The sequence below is a fragment of the Citrobacter sp. CK194 genome (assembly GCF_030333395.1).
Classification (GTDB): Bacteria; Pseudomonadota; Gammaproteobacteria; order Enterobacterales; family Enterobacteriaceae; genus Citrobacter_B; species Citrobacter_B koseri.
This window is the reverse complement of sequence record NZ_JAOWGA010000013.1, coordinates 152,299-167,996: the sequence shown is the minus strand read 5'-3', so window position 1 is coordinate 167,996 and position 15,698 is coordinate 152,299. Positions and strand designations below refer to the sequence as shown.

Below are 15,698 nucleotides of genomic sequence, written 5' to 3'. Positions count from 1 at the left end.
ATGGCGGTGCAAGCACCGTATCCGGCCTGCGATACATTTTCTTCCAGGCCCGATAAGCGATAACGCCATCGGGCACCTCGGTTACTCCTCAATCACCTGACGGATTTGTTGCAACGAAGCGGGATCGTCAAGCGTGGACAAATCGCCCGGATCGCGGCCTTCGCAAATCGCCTGGATCGTACGACGCAGCATTTTGCCAGAGCGTGTTTTCGGCAACTGTGAAACAAACCAGACGTGCGCCGGGCGGCCAAAATTACCGATCTGACTGTCTACCAGCGACATAATCGCCTTCTCTTCCGTTTGCGCCACGTCCCTGTCCTCCAGCGTGTCGCTCTGTTTCGGGATCACAAACGCTACCGCCACCTGTCCCTTCAGCGCATCTTTCACCCCCACCACCGCCACTTCCGCCACGTTCGGGTAACTGGAAATGCTTTCCTCGATCTCGCGCGTGCCCAGACGGTGCCCGGCGACGTTGATCACATCATCGGTGCGCCCGAGGATGAAATAATAGCCGTCCGCGTCGCGAATCCCCCAGTCGAAAGTGGCGTACACCTGACGCGAGAACAGCGACCAGTAGGTATTCACAAAACGCGCATCGTCCCCCCAGATAGTCTGAACGCAGCCAGGCGGCAGCGGCCCCTCAATGACCAGCATCCCTTTCTCGTTCACCTCGCAAGGTTCGCCAGTGACCTCGTTGAGCAACTGCACGTTATAGCCGTACATCGGTACGCCAGGGCTGCCCAGCCGTGAAGGCCGGTCGTCCAGCGCGCGGGCGATCGCCATAATCGGCCAGCCGGACTCGGTCTGCCAGTAGTTGTCGATAACCGGCACATCCAGCGTCTCCGTCACCCAGGCGGCCGTCGGCTCATCCAGCGGCTCACCGGCCAGATAGAGCACCTCCAGCGAGGAGAGATCGTGATTGCGGATCTGCGCCGTCGGGAACTTTTTCAACACGCGGATGGCGGTCGGCGCAGAGAACATCCGGCTGACGCGGTATTTCTCTACGATCTTCCACCAGACGCCGCAGTCCGGGTACGTCGGCAATCCTTCATAAACGATGGTTGCCATTCCTGCCAGCAACGGCGCGTAGACAATATAAGAGTGCCCCACAACCCAGCCGATATCCGACGCGCAAAAGAACACGCCGCCCGCTTTGCCGCCGAAGATAGTGTCCATCGAGGTTGCCAGCGCCACCGCATAGCCGCCGACGTCGCGCTGTACGCCTTTCGGTTTTCCGGTCGTGCCGGAGGTATAGAGAATGCAGGAGATCTCATTGGATTCCAGCCAGGCCACCGGCACCCGCGCCCCGAGATGCTGCTGACGCAGCGACGCAAAATCGAGATCGCGCGTCGGTACTCGCGCCATTTTCGCCAGCCCGCGATCCACCAGTAAAACGTGGCGCGGCTGATGCTGCGCCTGCGCGATGGCATCATCCAGCAGCTTTTTATACGGCAGAATCTTACCGCCGCGCGCCCCGGCGTCTGCCGAGACAATCAGCACCGGCTTAGCGTCGTCGATTCGCGCCGCTACGCTGTGCGAGGCAAAACCGCCGAACACCACCGAATGAATCGCGCCAATCCGCGCGCAGGCCAGCAGCGTAATGTGCGCCTCGGCAATCATCGGCATATAAACCAGCACCCGGTCGCCGCGCTGCACGCCCAGCGACAACAGCATCGACGCCACCACGTTCACTTCGTCATACAACTGGCTGAAGGTAAACGTGCGCTCCTCTTCCGTTTCAGAGGAGACGGCAATCAGCGCCAGCGCATCCGGCTGCTTGTCCAGCCAGCGGTCGATAGCGTTATGGCACAAATTAGTGGTTCCGCCGCAAAACCAGCGGGCAAACGGCGGATCGCTGTGATCCAGCGTTTGAGTAAACGGCTGCTGCCAGTCGATACGTCGGGCCTGCTCAGCCCAGAACGACGCTGGCTGCGTAATGGAACGCTGATAAAACTCGCTAAAAGACATGAAGCTCTCCTGTTGAACTTACTGCCTGCTGGCTCAGATGACAAATAAGTCGAGGTATTCATTGACCGGCATCTGCTCCAGGCGAGTTCTGTCCAGGGAGACATCCAGAATGCGCTGCTGCTGACGAGTCGGGAACTGACGCGCCAGGTTGATTTTGAATTTATCGATAAGCTTCGGAATGCCGTCGGTACGGCGGCGAGCGTGGCCAATCGGGTACTCCACGACCACCTCGGCAAACTGTGAACCATCGGTAAATTCAAGGGTGATAGCGTTGGCGATGGCGCGTTTTTCCGGGTCGTGGTAGTCGGCGGTAAACGCCGGGTCTTCAAAGCAGGTTATCTTCTCGCGCAGGGCGTCAATGCGTTTGTCCTGCGCTACGCCGTCCTCATAATCCGCCGCCGTTAAGCGCCCGAACAGTAGCGGGATCGCCACCATGTACTGAATGCAGTGGTCGCGGTCGGCCGGGTTATTCAACGGCCCTTTTTTGTCGATGATGCGAATGCAGGCTTCATGGGTGCGAATCGTCACTTTCTCAATATCCGCCGCCGTTTTGCCCGCCGCCTGCATCTGTTCAAAAAGGGTCATGGCAGCTTCAACCGCCGTCTGCGAGTGGAACTCCGCCGGGAAGGAGATTTTGAACAGCACGTTTTCCATGACGTAAGAACCATACGGACGCTGGAAGCGAAACGGCTCGCCGTTGAAAGAGACGTCATAAAAGCCCCAGGTTTTCGCCGTCAGCGCCGACGGATAGCCCATCTCACCGGTTTTTGCCATCAGCGCCAGACGCACCGCACGGGAGGTGGCATCGCCCGCCGCCCAGGACTTACGTGTACCGGTGTTTGGCGCATGGCGATAGGTGCGCAGCGACTGACCATCCACCCACGCCAGCGACACCGCGTTGAGGATCTCATCACGCGTCAGCCCCAGCATTTCGGCGACAACCGCTGTCGAAGCCACTTTGACCAGCAGTACGTGATCCAGGCCGACGCGGTTGAAGGAATTTTCCAGCGCGATGCAGCCCTGAATCTCATGGGCTTTGATCATCCCGGCCAGCACCTGCTTCATGGTCAGCGGCGCTTTGCCTACGGCAACCGCATTACGCGACAGCCAGTCCGCGGTTGCCAGAATCCCGCCGAGGTTATCAGAGGGGTGGCCCCACTCTGCCGCCAGCCAGGTATCGTTGAAGTCGAGCCAGCGGATCATCGCGCCGATATTAAACGCCGCCTGCACCGGATCGAGCTGAAACTGGGTGCCCGGTACGCGTACGCCGTTCGGCACGACGGTGCCCGGAACGATCGGCCCCAGCAGTTTTTTACAGGCCGGATATTCCAGCGCTTCCAGACCGCAGCCCAGCGTGTCGAGCAAGCAGTAGTGGGCGGTGTCCCAGGCCACTTTAGAGGTGATGTCGTAGTTCATGACGTAATCGACGATATCCACGATTTCACGGTCAAATTCCGGGCGAATGTTCATTATTTGTGCGGACATAGGGTACATTTCCTGCGTTTTATCGTTAGAGAAATAAAGTTATTGGCGCTGATCCAGCGGAATAAATTCGCGATCGTCCGGGCCGGTATAATTGGCGGAAGGTCGGATAATTTTGTTGTCCTGACGCTGTTCGATGATGTGCGCCGCCCAGCCGGTGACGCGGGCGATCACAAACAGCGGGGTGAACATTTCGGTGGGGACGCCCATCATGTTGTAGGAGACCGCCGAGAACCAGTCGAGGTTGGGGAACATCTTTTTCGATTCCCACATCACGTTTTCCAGACGGTCGGCGATGTTGTACATCTTCAGCGAACCACCGGCCTCCGAAAGCTGTTTCGCCACGCGTTTGATCACCTGATGGCGCGGATCGGCAATGGTGTAGACCGGATGGCCGAAACCAATGATCACCTCTTTATTTTCAATGCGTTTGCGGATATCCGCCTCGGCTTCCTCCGGCGTTTCGTAACGCTGCTGAATTTCCAGCGATACCTCATTCGCCCCGCCGTGCTTCGGGCCGCGCAGCGCGCCAATCGCGCCGATGATGGCGGAGTAGACATCGGAGCCCGTCCCTGCAATCACCCGGCTGGTGAAAGTGGACGCGTTGAATTCATGCTCGGCATACAGCACCAGCGAGATGTGCATCGCCTTTTCCCAGCTTTGCGACGGCTTCTCGCCGTGCAGCAGATGCAGGAAATGGCTACCGACGGAGTCGTCGTCAGTTTCCGGCTGAATACGTTCGCCGTTATGGCTGTAGTGATACCAGTAAAGCAGGATGGAACTGAGCGAGGCCAGCAGTTTGTCGGCGATATCGCGCGCGCCGGAAACGGTATGCCCCTCTTTTTCCGGCAGCGTACAGCCGAGCGCCGACACGCCGGTGCGCATGACGTCCATCGGGTGCGACGCCGCAGGCAATGCTTCCAGCACGGTGCGTACATTGGCCGGTAATCCACGCAATGCTTTCAGCTTATTTTTATAGGCATGGAGTTCATCGCTATTGGGCAATTTGCCGTGAATTAACAGATGCGCGACTTCTTCAAATTCACAATGCTCCGCGAGATCGAGAATATCGTACCCGCGATAGTGTAAGTCGTTGCCGCTTTTTCCCACGGTACACAACGCGGTATTTCCGGCCGGAACGCCCGATAATGCGACAGATTTCTTGGGCTTAATGACATGGGTGTTGTTTTGCAGGATCGTCGTATCGCTCATGTTGTCCTCGTCATTGTTATATGTAGGGTATTGAGGGTGTACGTTTCGCCGCCGTAGGCCTGATAAGCCGTAGGCCTGATAAGGCGCAGCCGCCATCGGGCATTGCCGGATGGCACTTCGTTTATCCGGCCTACAGCTCTACTTCAGGTTCAGCGCATCCAGCTTCTCTTCGTACTGGTAATAATTGATGCTTTCGTACAGCTCGTTGCGGGTCTGCATGATGTCGATAACGTTTTTTTGCGTGCCTTCCTGGCGCAGCACGTTATAGACACGCTCGGCAGCGCGATTCATGGCGCGAAATGCCGACAGCGGATAGAGCGCCATTGCCACGTTAGCGCTGCGCAGTTCGTCGGTGGTAAACAGCGGCGTCGCGCCAAACTCCGTGATATTCGCCAGGATCGGCACCGGTACGGCATCGGCGAACTGGCGATACATTGACAGCTCGGTAATCGCTTCCGGGAACAGCATGTCGGCCCCCGCTTCCACATAAGCCCGCGCGCGATCGATCGCCGCCTCTAATCCTTCCACCGCCAGCGCATCGGTACGCGCCATGATCACGAAGTCAGGATCGGTACGCGCATCCACCGCCGCACGAATCCTGTCCACCATCTCCTCTTTGGACACGATCGCCTTATTCGGGCGATGGCCGCAGCGTTTCGCGCCGATCTGATCTTCGATATGCAGCGCAGCGGCGCCGGCTTTGATCATCGACTTCACCGTACGCGCCACGTTAAAGGCGGAGGAACCAAAGCCGATGTCGGCATCCACCAGCAGCGGCAGCGGGCAGACGTCGGTAATACGGCGGATGTCGGTCAACACATCATCCAGCGTGGAGATCCCCAGGTCAGGCAGACCCAGCGATCCCGCCGCCACGCCGCCGCCGGAAAGGTAAATCGCCTGATAGCCTGCGCGCTGAGCCAGCAATGCGTGATTGGCATTGATGGCGCCGACGATCTGTAAGGGGTTTTCTTTGGTGAGCGCAGCGCGAAACGCCTGGCCCGGAGAGTGTAGAGACATATCCCGTCCTCTTGTTATCAACTTGTTATTTAATGTTGATTCACATAAAGCAAAGGGAATGCCAGAGCGGTCGCTGAAAAAGAGAGAATTTTGTTTTTTCTTATAATTCAAACAAATAACAAAAAATACAAACTTAACCATACCTTTCATCAGGACAAAAGCGTGTCAGCTAACGTTTCATGAAACGGTTCGCGCTGTTTCATTGCAACATTTATGAAACACGACTAAAACAAAATCTCGGTCCCTCAATACAACATCAACTGCTATGGCTGACACGCACCTTCCCGCTCGCGATAATCATGACAAGCCGGTGATCTGGACGGTCTCGGTAACGCGTCTGTTCGAGCTGTTTCGCGACATCAGCCTGGAGTTCGACCATCTGGCGACCATCACCCCCATCCAGCTTGGGTTTGAAAAAGCGGTGAACTATATCCGTAAAAAACTGGCGACCGAGCGCTGTGACGCCATTATCGCGGCGGGTTCCAACGGCGCTTATTTAAAAAGCCGCCTCTCCATACCGGTGATCCTGATTAAACCCAGCGGATTCGACGTGCTCCAGGCGCTGGCGAAAGCCGGCAAACTGACTTCGTCCATTGGCGTTATCACCTACCAGGAGACGATCCCCGCGCTGATCGCCTTTCAAAAAACGTTTAATTTGCGCCTGGAACAGCGCAGCTACATCACCGAAGAGGATGCCCGTGGGCAAATTAATGAACTGAAAGCCAACGGCATTGAGGCGGTAGTCGGCGCAGGGCTAATTACCGATCTGGCGGAAGAGGCCGGGATGACCGGCATTTTTATCTATTCTGCGGCTACCGTGCGTCAGGCGTTTAGCGATGCGCTGGATATGACCCGGCTGACGCTGCAACATAGCGGCCAATATGCCTCCGGCAACGGGCTACGCACCCGCTACGATCTGGGAGATATGCGCGGCCATTCCGCGCAAATGGAGCAGGTTCGCCATACGATCATGCTGTACGCCCGCTCCAGCGCGGCGGTGTTGATTCAGGGCGAGACCGGCACCGGTAAAGAGCTGGCGGCGCAGGCGATTCACCGCGAGTTTTTTGCCCGTCGGGGCCAGCGCAGCGGTAAAAAAACGCCTCCGTTTGTGGCCATTAACTGCGGCGCAATTACCGAATCGCTGCTTGAAGCAGAGTTATTCGGTTATGAGGAGGGGGCATTTACCGGTTCCCGACGCGGCGGACGCGCCGGTCTGTTTGAAATCGCCCACGGCGGGACGCTGTTTCTGGATGAGATCGGGGAAATGCCCCTGCCCTTACAGACCCGCCTGCTGCGCGTACTGGAAGAGAAAGAGGTGACGCGCGTTGGCGGGCATCAGCCTGTCCCGGTGGATGTACGGGTTATCAGCGCCACGCACTGCAATCTGGAACAGGCGATAAAGCAGGGGCAATTTCGCACCGATCTGTTTTATCGTCTCAGCATTCTGCGCCTGACGCTTCCGCCCCTTCGGGAGCGCCCGTCAGATATCGTGCCGCTGGCAGAGGGATTTTTGAAACAGTCCCTGGCTGCATTAGACGCGCCGTTTGGCGAATCGGTGCGCGAGGGGCTGGCGCAAAGCCAGACCATTCTTCTGCGCTATGCCTGGCCCGGCAATATTCGCGAGCTGCGGAATATGATGGAGCGCCTGGCGCTTTTTTTAAGCGTCGAGCCGCAGCCCAGTCTGGATAGCCAGTTTTTACAGCAGTTTTTACCCGAGCTGGCGACGATTCCCGAAGCGCCATCAGCGCTTACGCCGCAGCAGGTTCTGGCGCAGTTTAACGGCGATAAAACCGCGGCGGCGCGATATCTGGGTATTAGCCGGACGACATTCTGGCGACGATTAAAAGAGTGAAGGTTTATCGCCGGATGGCGCTGACGCTTATCCGGCCTACGAGCAGAGTGAGGACTTATCGCCGGATGGCGCTAACGCTTATCCGGCCTACGAGCAGAGTGAGAACTTATTGCCGGATGGCGCTGACGCTTATCCGGCCTACGAGCAGAGAGAGAACTTATCGCCGGATGGCGCTGACGCTTATCCGGCCTACGAGCTACGAGCAGCACTGAACCGTAGGCCGGATAAGACGTTTACGTCGCCATCCGGCACGATGACAGCTTATTTTTTCTTGTAGATATCCGCAGTACCATGAATTTTATTATCGGTTTGCCCGGAGGTCAGTACGACCACATCAGCCCCTTTTTCATCGGCCTTTTTAAGCAGATCCTCTTTTGCCTCCATAGTTGACGTCTCATTGCTGGTATTAATGGTGCCTATCTTCGTGTATTGCGACTCCACTTTCTCAAACTCGACCTTTGTCAACAGTTCCGCGGCATAGACGTTGGTTACGACAAACGCTAACGCACCAATCAATACTTTATATCCTGTCTTCATATAAAAGCTCCGGTTGTGTTATTACGCTATCATCGCCTTCTCGGAACGGATGCTCTGTTCTGAGTGATTAAATAACTAGTTGAGATTAGCGGAAAAATCCAGTCAGCCGGATGTATCATAATTTGTGATCTTTCTCTCACCCCTGCACTTTTACTATAAATAGTATGGCGTTAACTATCAGGCCCTGGAAATCTCACTATGGAACCTCTGCACGCGGTTGTCCTGACCGTCAGCCTGTTCGTCTTAACCTTCTTTAACCCCGGCGCAAACCTCTTTGTGGTGGTACAAACCAGCCTCGCCTCCGGGCGTCGGGCCGGTGTATTAACGGGGCTGGGCGTGGCGCTTGGCGATGCGATTTATTCCGGGCTGGGACTGTTTGGCATGGCGACCCTGATTACCCAGTGCGAAGAAATTTTCTCGCTGATCAAAATCGTCGGCGGCGCATATTTGTTATGGTTTGCCTGGAACAGCATCCGCCATCAGGCCACCCCGCAAATGCCGACTCTGCAACAGCCCATTCCCGCCCCCTGGAGCGTGTTCTTCCGCCGGGGACTGTTAACCGATCTGTCAAATCCGCAGACGGTGCTGTTTTTCATCAGTATTTTCTCGGTCACGCTCAGCGCGGAAACCCCGACATGGGCAAGACTGATGGCCTGGGCCGGCATCGTGCTCTCTTCCGTCATCTGGCGCATCTTCCTGAGCCAGGCCTTTTCCCTACCGGCGGTACGCCGCGCTTACGGGCGAATTCAGCGCATTGCCAGCAGGGTGATTGGCGCGATCATCGGCGTGTTCGCCCTCAGGCTGATTTACGAAGGCGTGAACCACCGCTAGCCAGTAGCAGAGCGGCCACATAACAGAGCGCCACCGCCAGACTCATTTTCAGCATGGTTTCGCCGCCCAGCCCCGACAACGGCGCAGCGATGCCACCGAAAACAAACATGCTCATCCCCATCAGCGCGGAGGCGGTTCCTGACTCCTGAACGTCCACCACGCTCATCGCCTCAGCGCCCGCCACGGTGCCAATTCCGCTGCAAAAGGCGACGGTAAAAAAGAGCGCCACCAGCGCCAGAACCGGCTGCTGTAGCCAGGCGCAGAGCAAGGTGATTAACGCGCAGATGACGGCCAACAGCAAGCCGCCGCGCAGCAGCGTCATTGCCGTGATTCGACGCGCAAGACGGGAAAAAATCAGCGAGGCGACGATCAGCCCGATCCCATTAAGGCCAAACAGCAGGCTGAACTGCATCGGGCTTAAGCCATACTCGCTTTGCAGCACAAATGACGAAGAGCCGATATAAGCAAACAACCCCGCCAGCATGAAGGCCTGCATCAGGCAAAAGCGCATAAAGAGACGATTTTTCACCACGCTGCGCCCGGTCGAAAATAACGATGCGCCGCGCGTTCGCTGCGGCAGCGTCTCACTGATAAACAGGATGCAGCAGAGCAAAAGCAGTGTCGCAATCCCCGCCATTACCCAAAACAACATACGCCAGTCAAACGCGGTGGCAATGTAGCCGCCCAGAACCGGAGAAAGCACCGGGGCGATGCCGTTCACCGTCATGAGCAGCGCGAAGAACTGGGTCAGGGTCACGCCCTGATATTTGTCCCGCGCAATAGAGCGCGAGAGCACCGAACCACCGGCCCCCGCCGCGCCCTGCACAAAACGCCAGACGATCAGCCAGTGAATATCCTGAGTTGTCGCGCACAGTACCGAAGAGGCAATAAACAGCAACAGCGACAGGATCAACGGAACCTTACGACCAATCCGGTCGCTGAGCGGGCCAAACAGCAGTTGCCCAAGCCCAAGACCGATCAGCGAAGACGTCAACGTCAGTTGCGTCAGGGTGGTCGTCGTTGCCAGCTGTTCGGACATCTCCGGCAGAGCGGGCAGATAAAGATCGGTACACAGCGGCCCGATCCCGGTTAACAAACCGAGGATCAGCACCCACGAAAGCGACACGCGCGCCATAAAAACACCTCCCTCTGATTACCGGGCCCCGCCGCCGAGCGACTGCCAGAGCGTTATGCGGTTTTCATTGTCCGTCAGTTGCAGGGCGATAAGCGTCTGCTGCGCCGACCACAGTGTGCGTTGTGCCGTCAGTACGGTCAGATAATCCCCGACCCCGGCGCGATAACGACGCATCCCGACATCCAGCGTTTTTTGTTCTGCGGCGACATACTGGCGCTGGGCATCCAGCTGTTCATCCAGCGTCGCACGCCGGGCAAGCGCATCAGCCACATCTTTGAACGCGCTTTGCACCGTTTTTTCATAGGTAGCAATGAGTCCCCGTTTTTGCGCTTCGGCATAGCGAAGCTGCGCCAGGTTGCTGCCGCCGGTAAACAGCGGCAGCGTAATGGAAGGCGCAAACGACCACACCTTCATGCCATGACTGAACAAAGACGAGAGCGCATCGCTGCCAACACCGGCGCTTGCCGTCAGGGAGATGGTCGGGAAGAAATTCGCTCGCGCCGCGCCAATATCGGCATTGGCGCTTTTCAGGTTATGTTCCGCTTCCTGAATATCCGGCCGACGCAACAGCACGGAAGAAGAGACGCCAGCGGGCACCAGCGTAATCACCTGCGCATCAAGGCTTTCCAGCGTACCGGGCAGCACGCTTTCCGGTAGCGTTGTGCCCGCCAGCAGGTTCAGGGCGTTGATATCCTGCGCCACCTGAGTCTGATAGCTGGCTACGCTGGCGCGCGCCTGCTGGTAAACGCTCATCGCTTCACTGACATCCGTAGCGGCGGCTGTCCCGACCTGCTGCTGACGTTGAACAATTTTCAGCGAGTTTTCCGCACTGGCCATCGTCTCCCTGGCCAGCGCCAGATTGCTGTTATCTGCCGCCAGGGTCAGCCACGCGGTGCTGATCTCGGCAATTAACGTCAAACGGGTGTTCTGCGCGGTAAATTCGCTGGCAAGCCAGGTTTCTCGCGCCGCCCGCGACAGGCTCTGATTGCGGCCAAACAGATCCAGCTCAAAGCTGGACACCGCGCCATCGGCTTCAGCGCTCGTTCCGGTTCCGTTCGCCAGCGTACGGCTGCGTGTAGAACTGAGTGAAGCATTCACCGTCGGGAACAACGAGGCACGCGCTTCGCCATACAACGCCCGTGCGGAGTCGATATCAGCAATCGCCTTTTGGACATCACGGTTACTGTTAAGGGCGGTGTTCACCACCTGTTGCAGCCGCGCGTCGTTAACAATCTGCTGCCAGTCGCGGCTGACAGCGTTCCCCTGCCCCTGCGCGCCCGGTAAACTTGCCGGAACCGGCGCATCGGGCGTGCTGTAGTGCGGATCAAGCGACACACACCCTGCGCTCAGGAGAGCGAAAACAAAGAGAAAAATACGCAACATAACTTACTCCTGACGACGGGACTTGCGGGTAAACAGATGCCTAACCAGCACGAAGAACAGCGGGACGAAGAAGATAGCCAACAGCGTGGCGGTTAATGTCCCACCGATGATTCCGGTCCCGATCGCCACACGGCTGTTCGCCCCGGCCCCTGTGGCGATAGCCAGCGGCGTAACCCCGGCAATAAAGGCCAGAGAGGTCATAATGATTGGGCGCAAACGGGTCTGCGCCGCTCGCAGCGCAGCCCGGCTCAGGGAATAGCCTTCCGCAACCGCAGCTTCGGCAAATTCGACGATCAGAATGGCGTTTTTCGACGACAGGCCGATGGTGGTCAGCAGCGCGACCTGGAAGTAAACATCATTATTTAAATCACGCATCCAGGCCGCCAGCGCTGCGCCTAACAGCCCCAGAGGGATGACCAGAATCACCGAAAACGGTACCGACCAGCTTTCATACAGCGCCGCCAGGCAGAGGAAAACCACCAGAATAGAGATGGCGTACAAGCTCATAGCCTGACCGCTGGCCAGCTTTTCCTGCAATGACAACCCGCTCCACGCCCATGTGGTGCCAGCAGGCAAGCTGTTTGCCAGCGCTTCCATTTTGTCCATCGCGGCGCCGGAGCTGAAACCGCTGGCGTTTTCTCCCTGAATCTCATAGGCGGCAGAGCCGTTGTAGCGCACCAGACTTTCCGGGCCGTACTCCCAACGGGTAGTGGCGAAGGCGGAAAAGGGCGTCATGCTGTTATCGCTGCCGCGCACGAACCATTTGCCCAGGTCCGCAGGCGAAGAACGGAACTCGCTGTCGCCCTGAATGTAGACTTTCTTCACGCGGCCGCGATCGATAAAGTCATTGACATAGGTTCCCCCCCAGGCGCTGGATAAGGTGCTGGTCACATCGCTTAAGCCAAGCCCCAGCGAGACGGCCTTATTGCTGTCGATATCCACCTGAAGCTGCGGCATTTGCGGCAGGTCATTTGCGCGCACGGCGTGCAGAATATCGCTCTGGTTTGCCTGGGCGATCAGCTGATTACGCATCTGTAACAGGGTATCGCGATCGGTCGCCCCATTCGCCATCAGCTCAAAAGAGAAGCCGTTGCTTTGCCCCAGCCCCTCAACCGACGGCGGCGTCATCGCAAAAAGCGTCGCATCGCGAATGGCGCCCAGTTCTTTACTGGCACGCAGCGCAATAGCCTGTGCGGTATTTTCTTCGCCTTTACGCTCCGACCAGTTTTTCAGCGAAACGAACGCCATCCCGGCATTCTGCCCGCTGCCGCTGAAGCTAAAACCATCGACGGTAAAAATAACGTCCGTATTGGCTTTCTCTTTATTGAGAAACCAGTCTGTCACCTGACGATTGACCTCTGCGGTTCGCGACGCCGTCGCCCCTGCGGGCAGGGTGTACTGCACCATAATTTCACCCTGATCTTCGGTCGGTAAGAAGCTGCCGGGCAGCTTCCACATCGCCAGCGCCATCGCCCCGCATAACAGCGCATAAACGCCCATCACGCTGACGCTGCGACGCAGCACATGCAGGACGCAGCGCTGATAACCCTGTTCAGTTCGGCTATAGAATCGGTTGAATATCCCGAAGAAGCCCTTTTTATGCGGCGCGGTATGGCTAAGAATCGAACCGCACAGGGCTGGGGTCAGGGTCAACGCCACCACGACCGAGAGCAGCATTGCCGAGATAATCGTCACTGAAAACTGGCGATAAATGACGCCGGTAGAGCCACCAAAGAACGCCATCGGCAGGAATACCGCAGACAAAACAAGAGCGATAGCCACCAGCGCGCCAGCGATTTCCCCCATCGATTTTTCGGTGGCTTCGCGCGCGGGCAGCCCTTCATCGCGCATAATACGCTCGACGTTTTCCACCACCACAATGGCGTCATCGATCAGCAGGCCTATCGCCAGCACCATTGCAAACAGCGTCAGCGTATTGATGGAGTAGCCAAACAGCGCCAGCACGCCAAAAGTACCGAGCAGCACGACCGGAACCGCCAGCGCCGGAATCAGCGTGGCGCGAAGATTCTGCAAGAACAGGTACATCACGCAGACCACCAGAATGATGGCTTCAAACAGCGTCTGAACCACATCCTCTACGGAGATCTTAATAAATTCGGTGCTGTCTTTCGGATACGCCACGTCATAGCCCTGCGGCATATCCCGTTTAAATTCAGCGACTTTATCTTTTACCAGCGTGGCGGTATCCAGCGCGTTCGCCCCCGGCGCAAGCATGACCGCAACCCCCGCAGCCGGATGGCCGTTGAGTTTAGCGATGGCGGTGTAGTCTTCACTGCCCATCTCCACGCGCGCCACATCCTGGATGCGTACCACGGCCCCGTCAGACTGGCTTTTGATAATGATCTTTTTGAATTGTTCTACCGTCTGCAAGCGCGACTGCGCGCGAACCGTAGCGGTCAATTGCTGTGTGTCAGGGGAAGGTAACGCACCGATTTTCCCGGCGGAAACCTGAACGTTTTGCGCTTCAATGGCGCTCTGCACATCCGACGGCATCAAAGAATAGGAGGCCAGTTTCGCCGGGTCCAGCCAGATACGCATGGCGTATTCCGCCCCAAACACCTGTAGGCTCCCGACCCCTTCCACGCGTGCCAGCGGGTCCTGTACGTTACTCACCAGCCAGTCAGCGATATCTGAGCTGCTCGCCCGGTCGGACTTATCATACACGGCGGCAATCAGCAGGAAGTTACTTTGCGATTTCACCACCGTGACGCCGGATTGTTGAACCTCGCTCGGCAAGCGGGATTCCGCCTGCTGCACCTTGTTCTGTACCTGCACCTGCGCGGTGTCAGGGTCGGTGCCCTGTTCAAAGGTGACATCAATACTGACCGAACCATCGGAACTGCTGGTCGAGGTAAAATAGAGCAGGTTATCCAGCCCGGTAAGCTGCTGTTCAATCACCTGAGTCACGCTGTTTTCCAGCGTTTCGGCGGAAGCGCCGGTATAGGTCGCCGAGATTTTCACCGACGGCGGTGCCACGTCAGGATACTGCGCAACCGGCAGCGTTTTAATCGCCAGAATACCGGCCAGCATGATCAGAATGGCGATAACCCAGGCGAAAACGGGCCTGCGCACAAAGAAACGGGAGAACATCAGCCTTTGCCTCCGTTCAGTTGTACATCAACGGCGTTAACCTGCTGACCCGGCGTGACCTTACTTGATCCCTCAACGATCAACCGGTCGCCGCTACGCAAACCGTCCAGCACCAGCCATTTATCTCCATAGGTATCGCCTGTTTCCAGGGTACGCTGCGCCACTTTATTGTCTTTAGTAACCACCAGCGCTGTTGCATTGCCTTTCGCATCGCGCGTGATCCCCTGCTGCGGCGCGAGGATCGCATCGTTCATGATCCCTTCATCAATGCGGGCGCGAACGAACATACCGGGTAACAGCTGCTGTTGAGGGTTGGGGAAAATCGCCCGCAGCGTGACTGAGCCTGTAGACTCATCTACCGCCACTTCCGTCAGCGCTAACTTTCCTTTTTCGCTATAGGTCGTGCCATCTTCAAGCGTCAGCGTCACGTTCAGGGTATCGCTGTTGGTCGCCAGAGACTGCTTACGCAGGCGCAGCAAATCCACGCTGGAGCGGGTAAGATCGACATACATGGTGTCGAGCCCACGAATGGTCGCCAGCGCCGTCTCCTGTGAAGCCGTCACCAGCGCGCCGGGCGTGACGGATGAGATACCAATGCGCCCGGAAACCGGGGCGGTAATGGTGGTCCAGTCCAGATTGATACGCGCGCTTTCTAATGCGGCTTTCTTTGCTTCCACGCTGGCTTTGTCCTGAGCACAGGTGGCCTGCGCATCATCGGCATCCTGGCGGGAAACACCGTCATCGTTAACCAGCCGCGCGTAACGTTGCGCCTTCTGGCAGTCGGCATTCACCAGCGCCTGCGCCTGTCTGAGCGAGGCATTCGCTTCGTTCCATGCGGCGCGATAGCTGGCAGGATCGATCTGATACAGCGCCTGCCCCGCTTTGACGATATCGCCCTCATTAAACAGGCGTTTTTGAATAATGCCCCCCACCTGCGGGCGAACTTCGGCACTGAGCGCTGCGCTGGTGCGTCCGGTCAGTTCACTGACGACAGAAACGGGTTCTGTTTTAAGGGTCACGACGCCCACTTCCTGAGACGGAGAAGCGGTATTGTCGGTTTGCGTATTATCACAGCCGGATAATAACAATAGCGCGATAATTGATGTTGTTATGTATTTCATCTTTTTTCCAGGGTGAGAAACGCCTGCCCCGTTAAAATTAACAAGGTAG

Annotated in this window: 11 protein-coding genes; 2 read left to right on the top strand and 9 right to left on the bottom strand. The window is 57.3% G+C overall.

All coding sequences use genetic code 11. From position 1 onward, the window contains the following. Positions 1 to 81 precede the first annotated feature (81 nt). From prpE to prpB, 4 genes are all read right to left on the bottom strand, one after another. Entirely contained in the window at positions 82 to 1,968 is a 1,887-nt protein-coding gene (prpE, locus tag OGX80_RS03600; RefSeq protein WP_114847692.1) for a propionate--CoA ligase, read from the bottom strand. Between the two features lie 33 nt (positions 1,969 to 2,001). Beyond that, complete coding sequence (locus tag OGX80_RS03595) at positions 2,002 to 3,453, bottom strand: bifunctional 2-methylcitrate dehydratase/aconitate hydratase (RefSeq protein WP_115181928.1); 1,452 nt, start codon at positions 3,451 to 3,453, stop codon at positions 2,002 to 2,004. Between the two features lie 39 nt (positions 3,454 to 3,492). Then, positions 3,493 to 4,662, bottom strand: coding sequence for a bifunctional 2-methylcitrate synthase/citrate synthase (prpC, locus tag OGX80_RS03590; protein WP_024130617.1), 1,170 nt, complete (start codon positions 4,660 to 4,662; stop codon positions 3,493 to 3,495). Between the two features lie 138 nt (positions 4,663 to 4,800). Next, the gene (prpB, locus tag OGX80_RS03585; RefSeq protein WP_024130618.1) at positions 4,801 to 5,679 is read right to left on the bottom strand and encodes a methylisocitrate lyase; all 879 of its coding nucleotides are present in this window, start codon (positions 5,677 to 5,679) and stop codon (positions 4,801 to 4,803) included. A gap of 265 nt (positions 5,680 to 5,944) precedes the next feature. Between prpB and prpR the strand changes: the two genes are divergently transcribed. Then, positions 5,945 to 7,531: a propionate catabolism operon regulatory protein PrpR gene (gene prpR, locus OGX80_RS03580; protein ID WP_058668678.1), complete on the top strand. Its 1,587-nt coding sequence runs from the start codon at positions 5,945 to 5,947 to the stop codon at positions 7,529 to 7,531. A gap of 261 nt (positions 7,532 to 7,792) precedes the next feature. Here the strand turns inward: prpR and yahO are convergent, their stop codons facing one another. Beyond that, a complete protein-coding gene (yahO, locus tag OGX80_RS03575) occupies positions 7,793 to 8,068 on the bottom strand; it encodes a DUF1471 family periplasmic protein YahO (protein WP_012133651.1) in 276 nt (91 codons plus the stop codon). 198 nt (positions 8,069 to 8,266) lie between these two features. On the opposite strand from yahO, the gene OGX80_RS03570 reads away from it, so the two are divergent. Further along, positions 8,267 to 8,899 (top strand): LysE family transporter, encoded by a 633-nt coding sequence (locus OGX80_RS03570; protein ID WP_115181929.1) that lies wholly within the window; start codon positions 8,267 to 8,269, stop codon positions 8,897 to 8,899. Here the strand turns inward: OGX80_RS03570 and OGX80_RS03565 are convergent. The 4 genes from OGX80_RS03565 to OGX80_RS03550 are packed head-to-tail and all read right to left on the bottom strand — an operon-like array spanning position 8,865 to position 15,649. Further along, positions 8,865 to 10,034, bottom strand: a complete 1,170-nt coding sequence (locus tag OGX80_RS03565; RefSeq protein WP_115181930.1) for a multidrug effflux MFS transporter — start codon at positions 10,032 to 10,034, stop codon at positions 8,865 to 8,867. The genes OGX80_RS03570 and OGX80_RS03565 overlap by 35 nt on opposite strands. Positions 10,035 to 10,052: 18 nt before the next feature. Next, positions 10,053 to 11,417: an efflux transporter outer membrane subunit gene (locus OGX80_RS03560; RefSeq protein ID WP_012133654.1), complete on the bottom strand. Its 1,365-nt coding sequence runs from the start codon at positions 11,415 to 11,417 to the stop codon at positions 10,053 to 10,055. A gap of 3 nt (positions 11,418 to 11,420) precedes the next feature. Then, on the bottom strand, positions 11,421 to 14,528 hold the full coding sequence (locus OGX80_RS03555) for an efflux RND transporter permease subunit (protein WP_286471103.1): 3,108 nt from the start codon (positions 14,526 to 14,528) through the stop codon (positions 11,421 to 11,423). Next, positions 14,528 to 15,649 (bottom strand): efflux RND transporter periplasmic adaptor subunit, encoded by a 1,122-nt coding sequence (locus OGX80_RS03550; RefSeq protein ID WP_012133656.1) that lies wholly within the window; start codon positions 15,647 to 15,649, stop codon positions 14,528 to 14,530. The genes OGX80_RS03555 and OGX80_RS03550 overlap by 1 nt, the downstream gene beginning before the upstream one ends. Between the last annotated feature and the right edge of the window lie 49 nt (positions 15,650 to 15,698).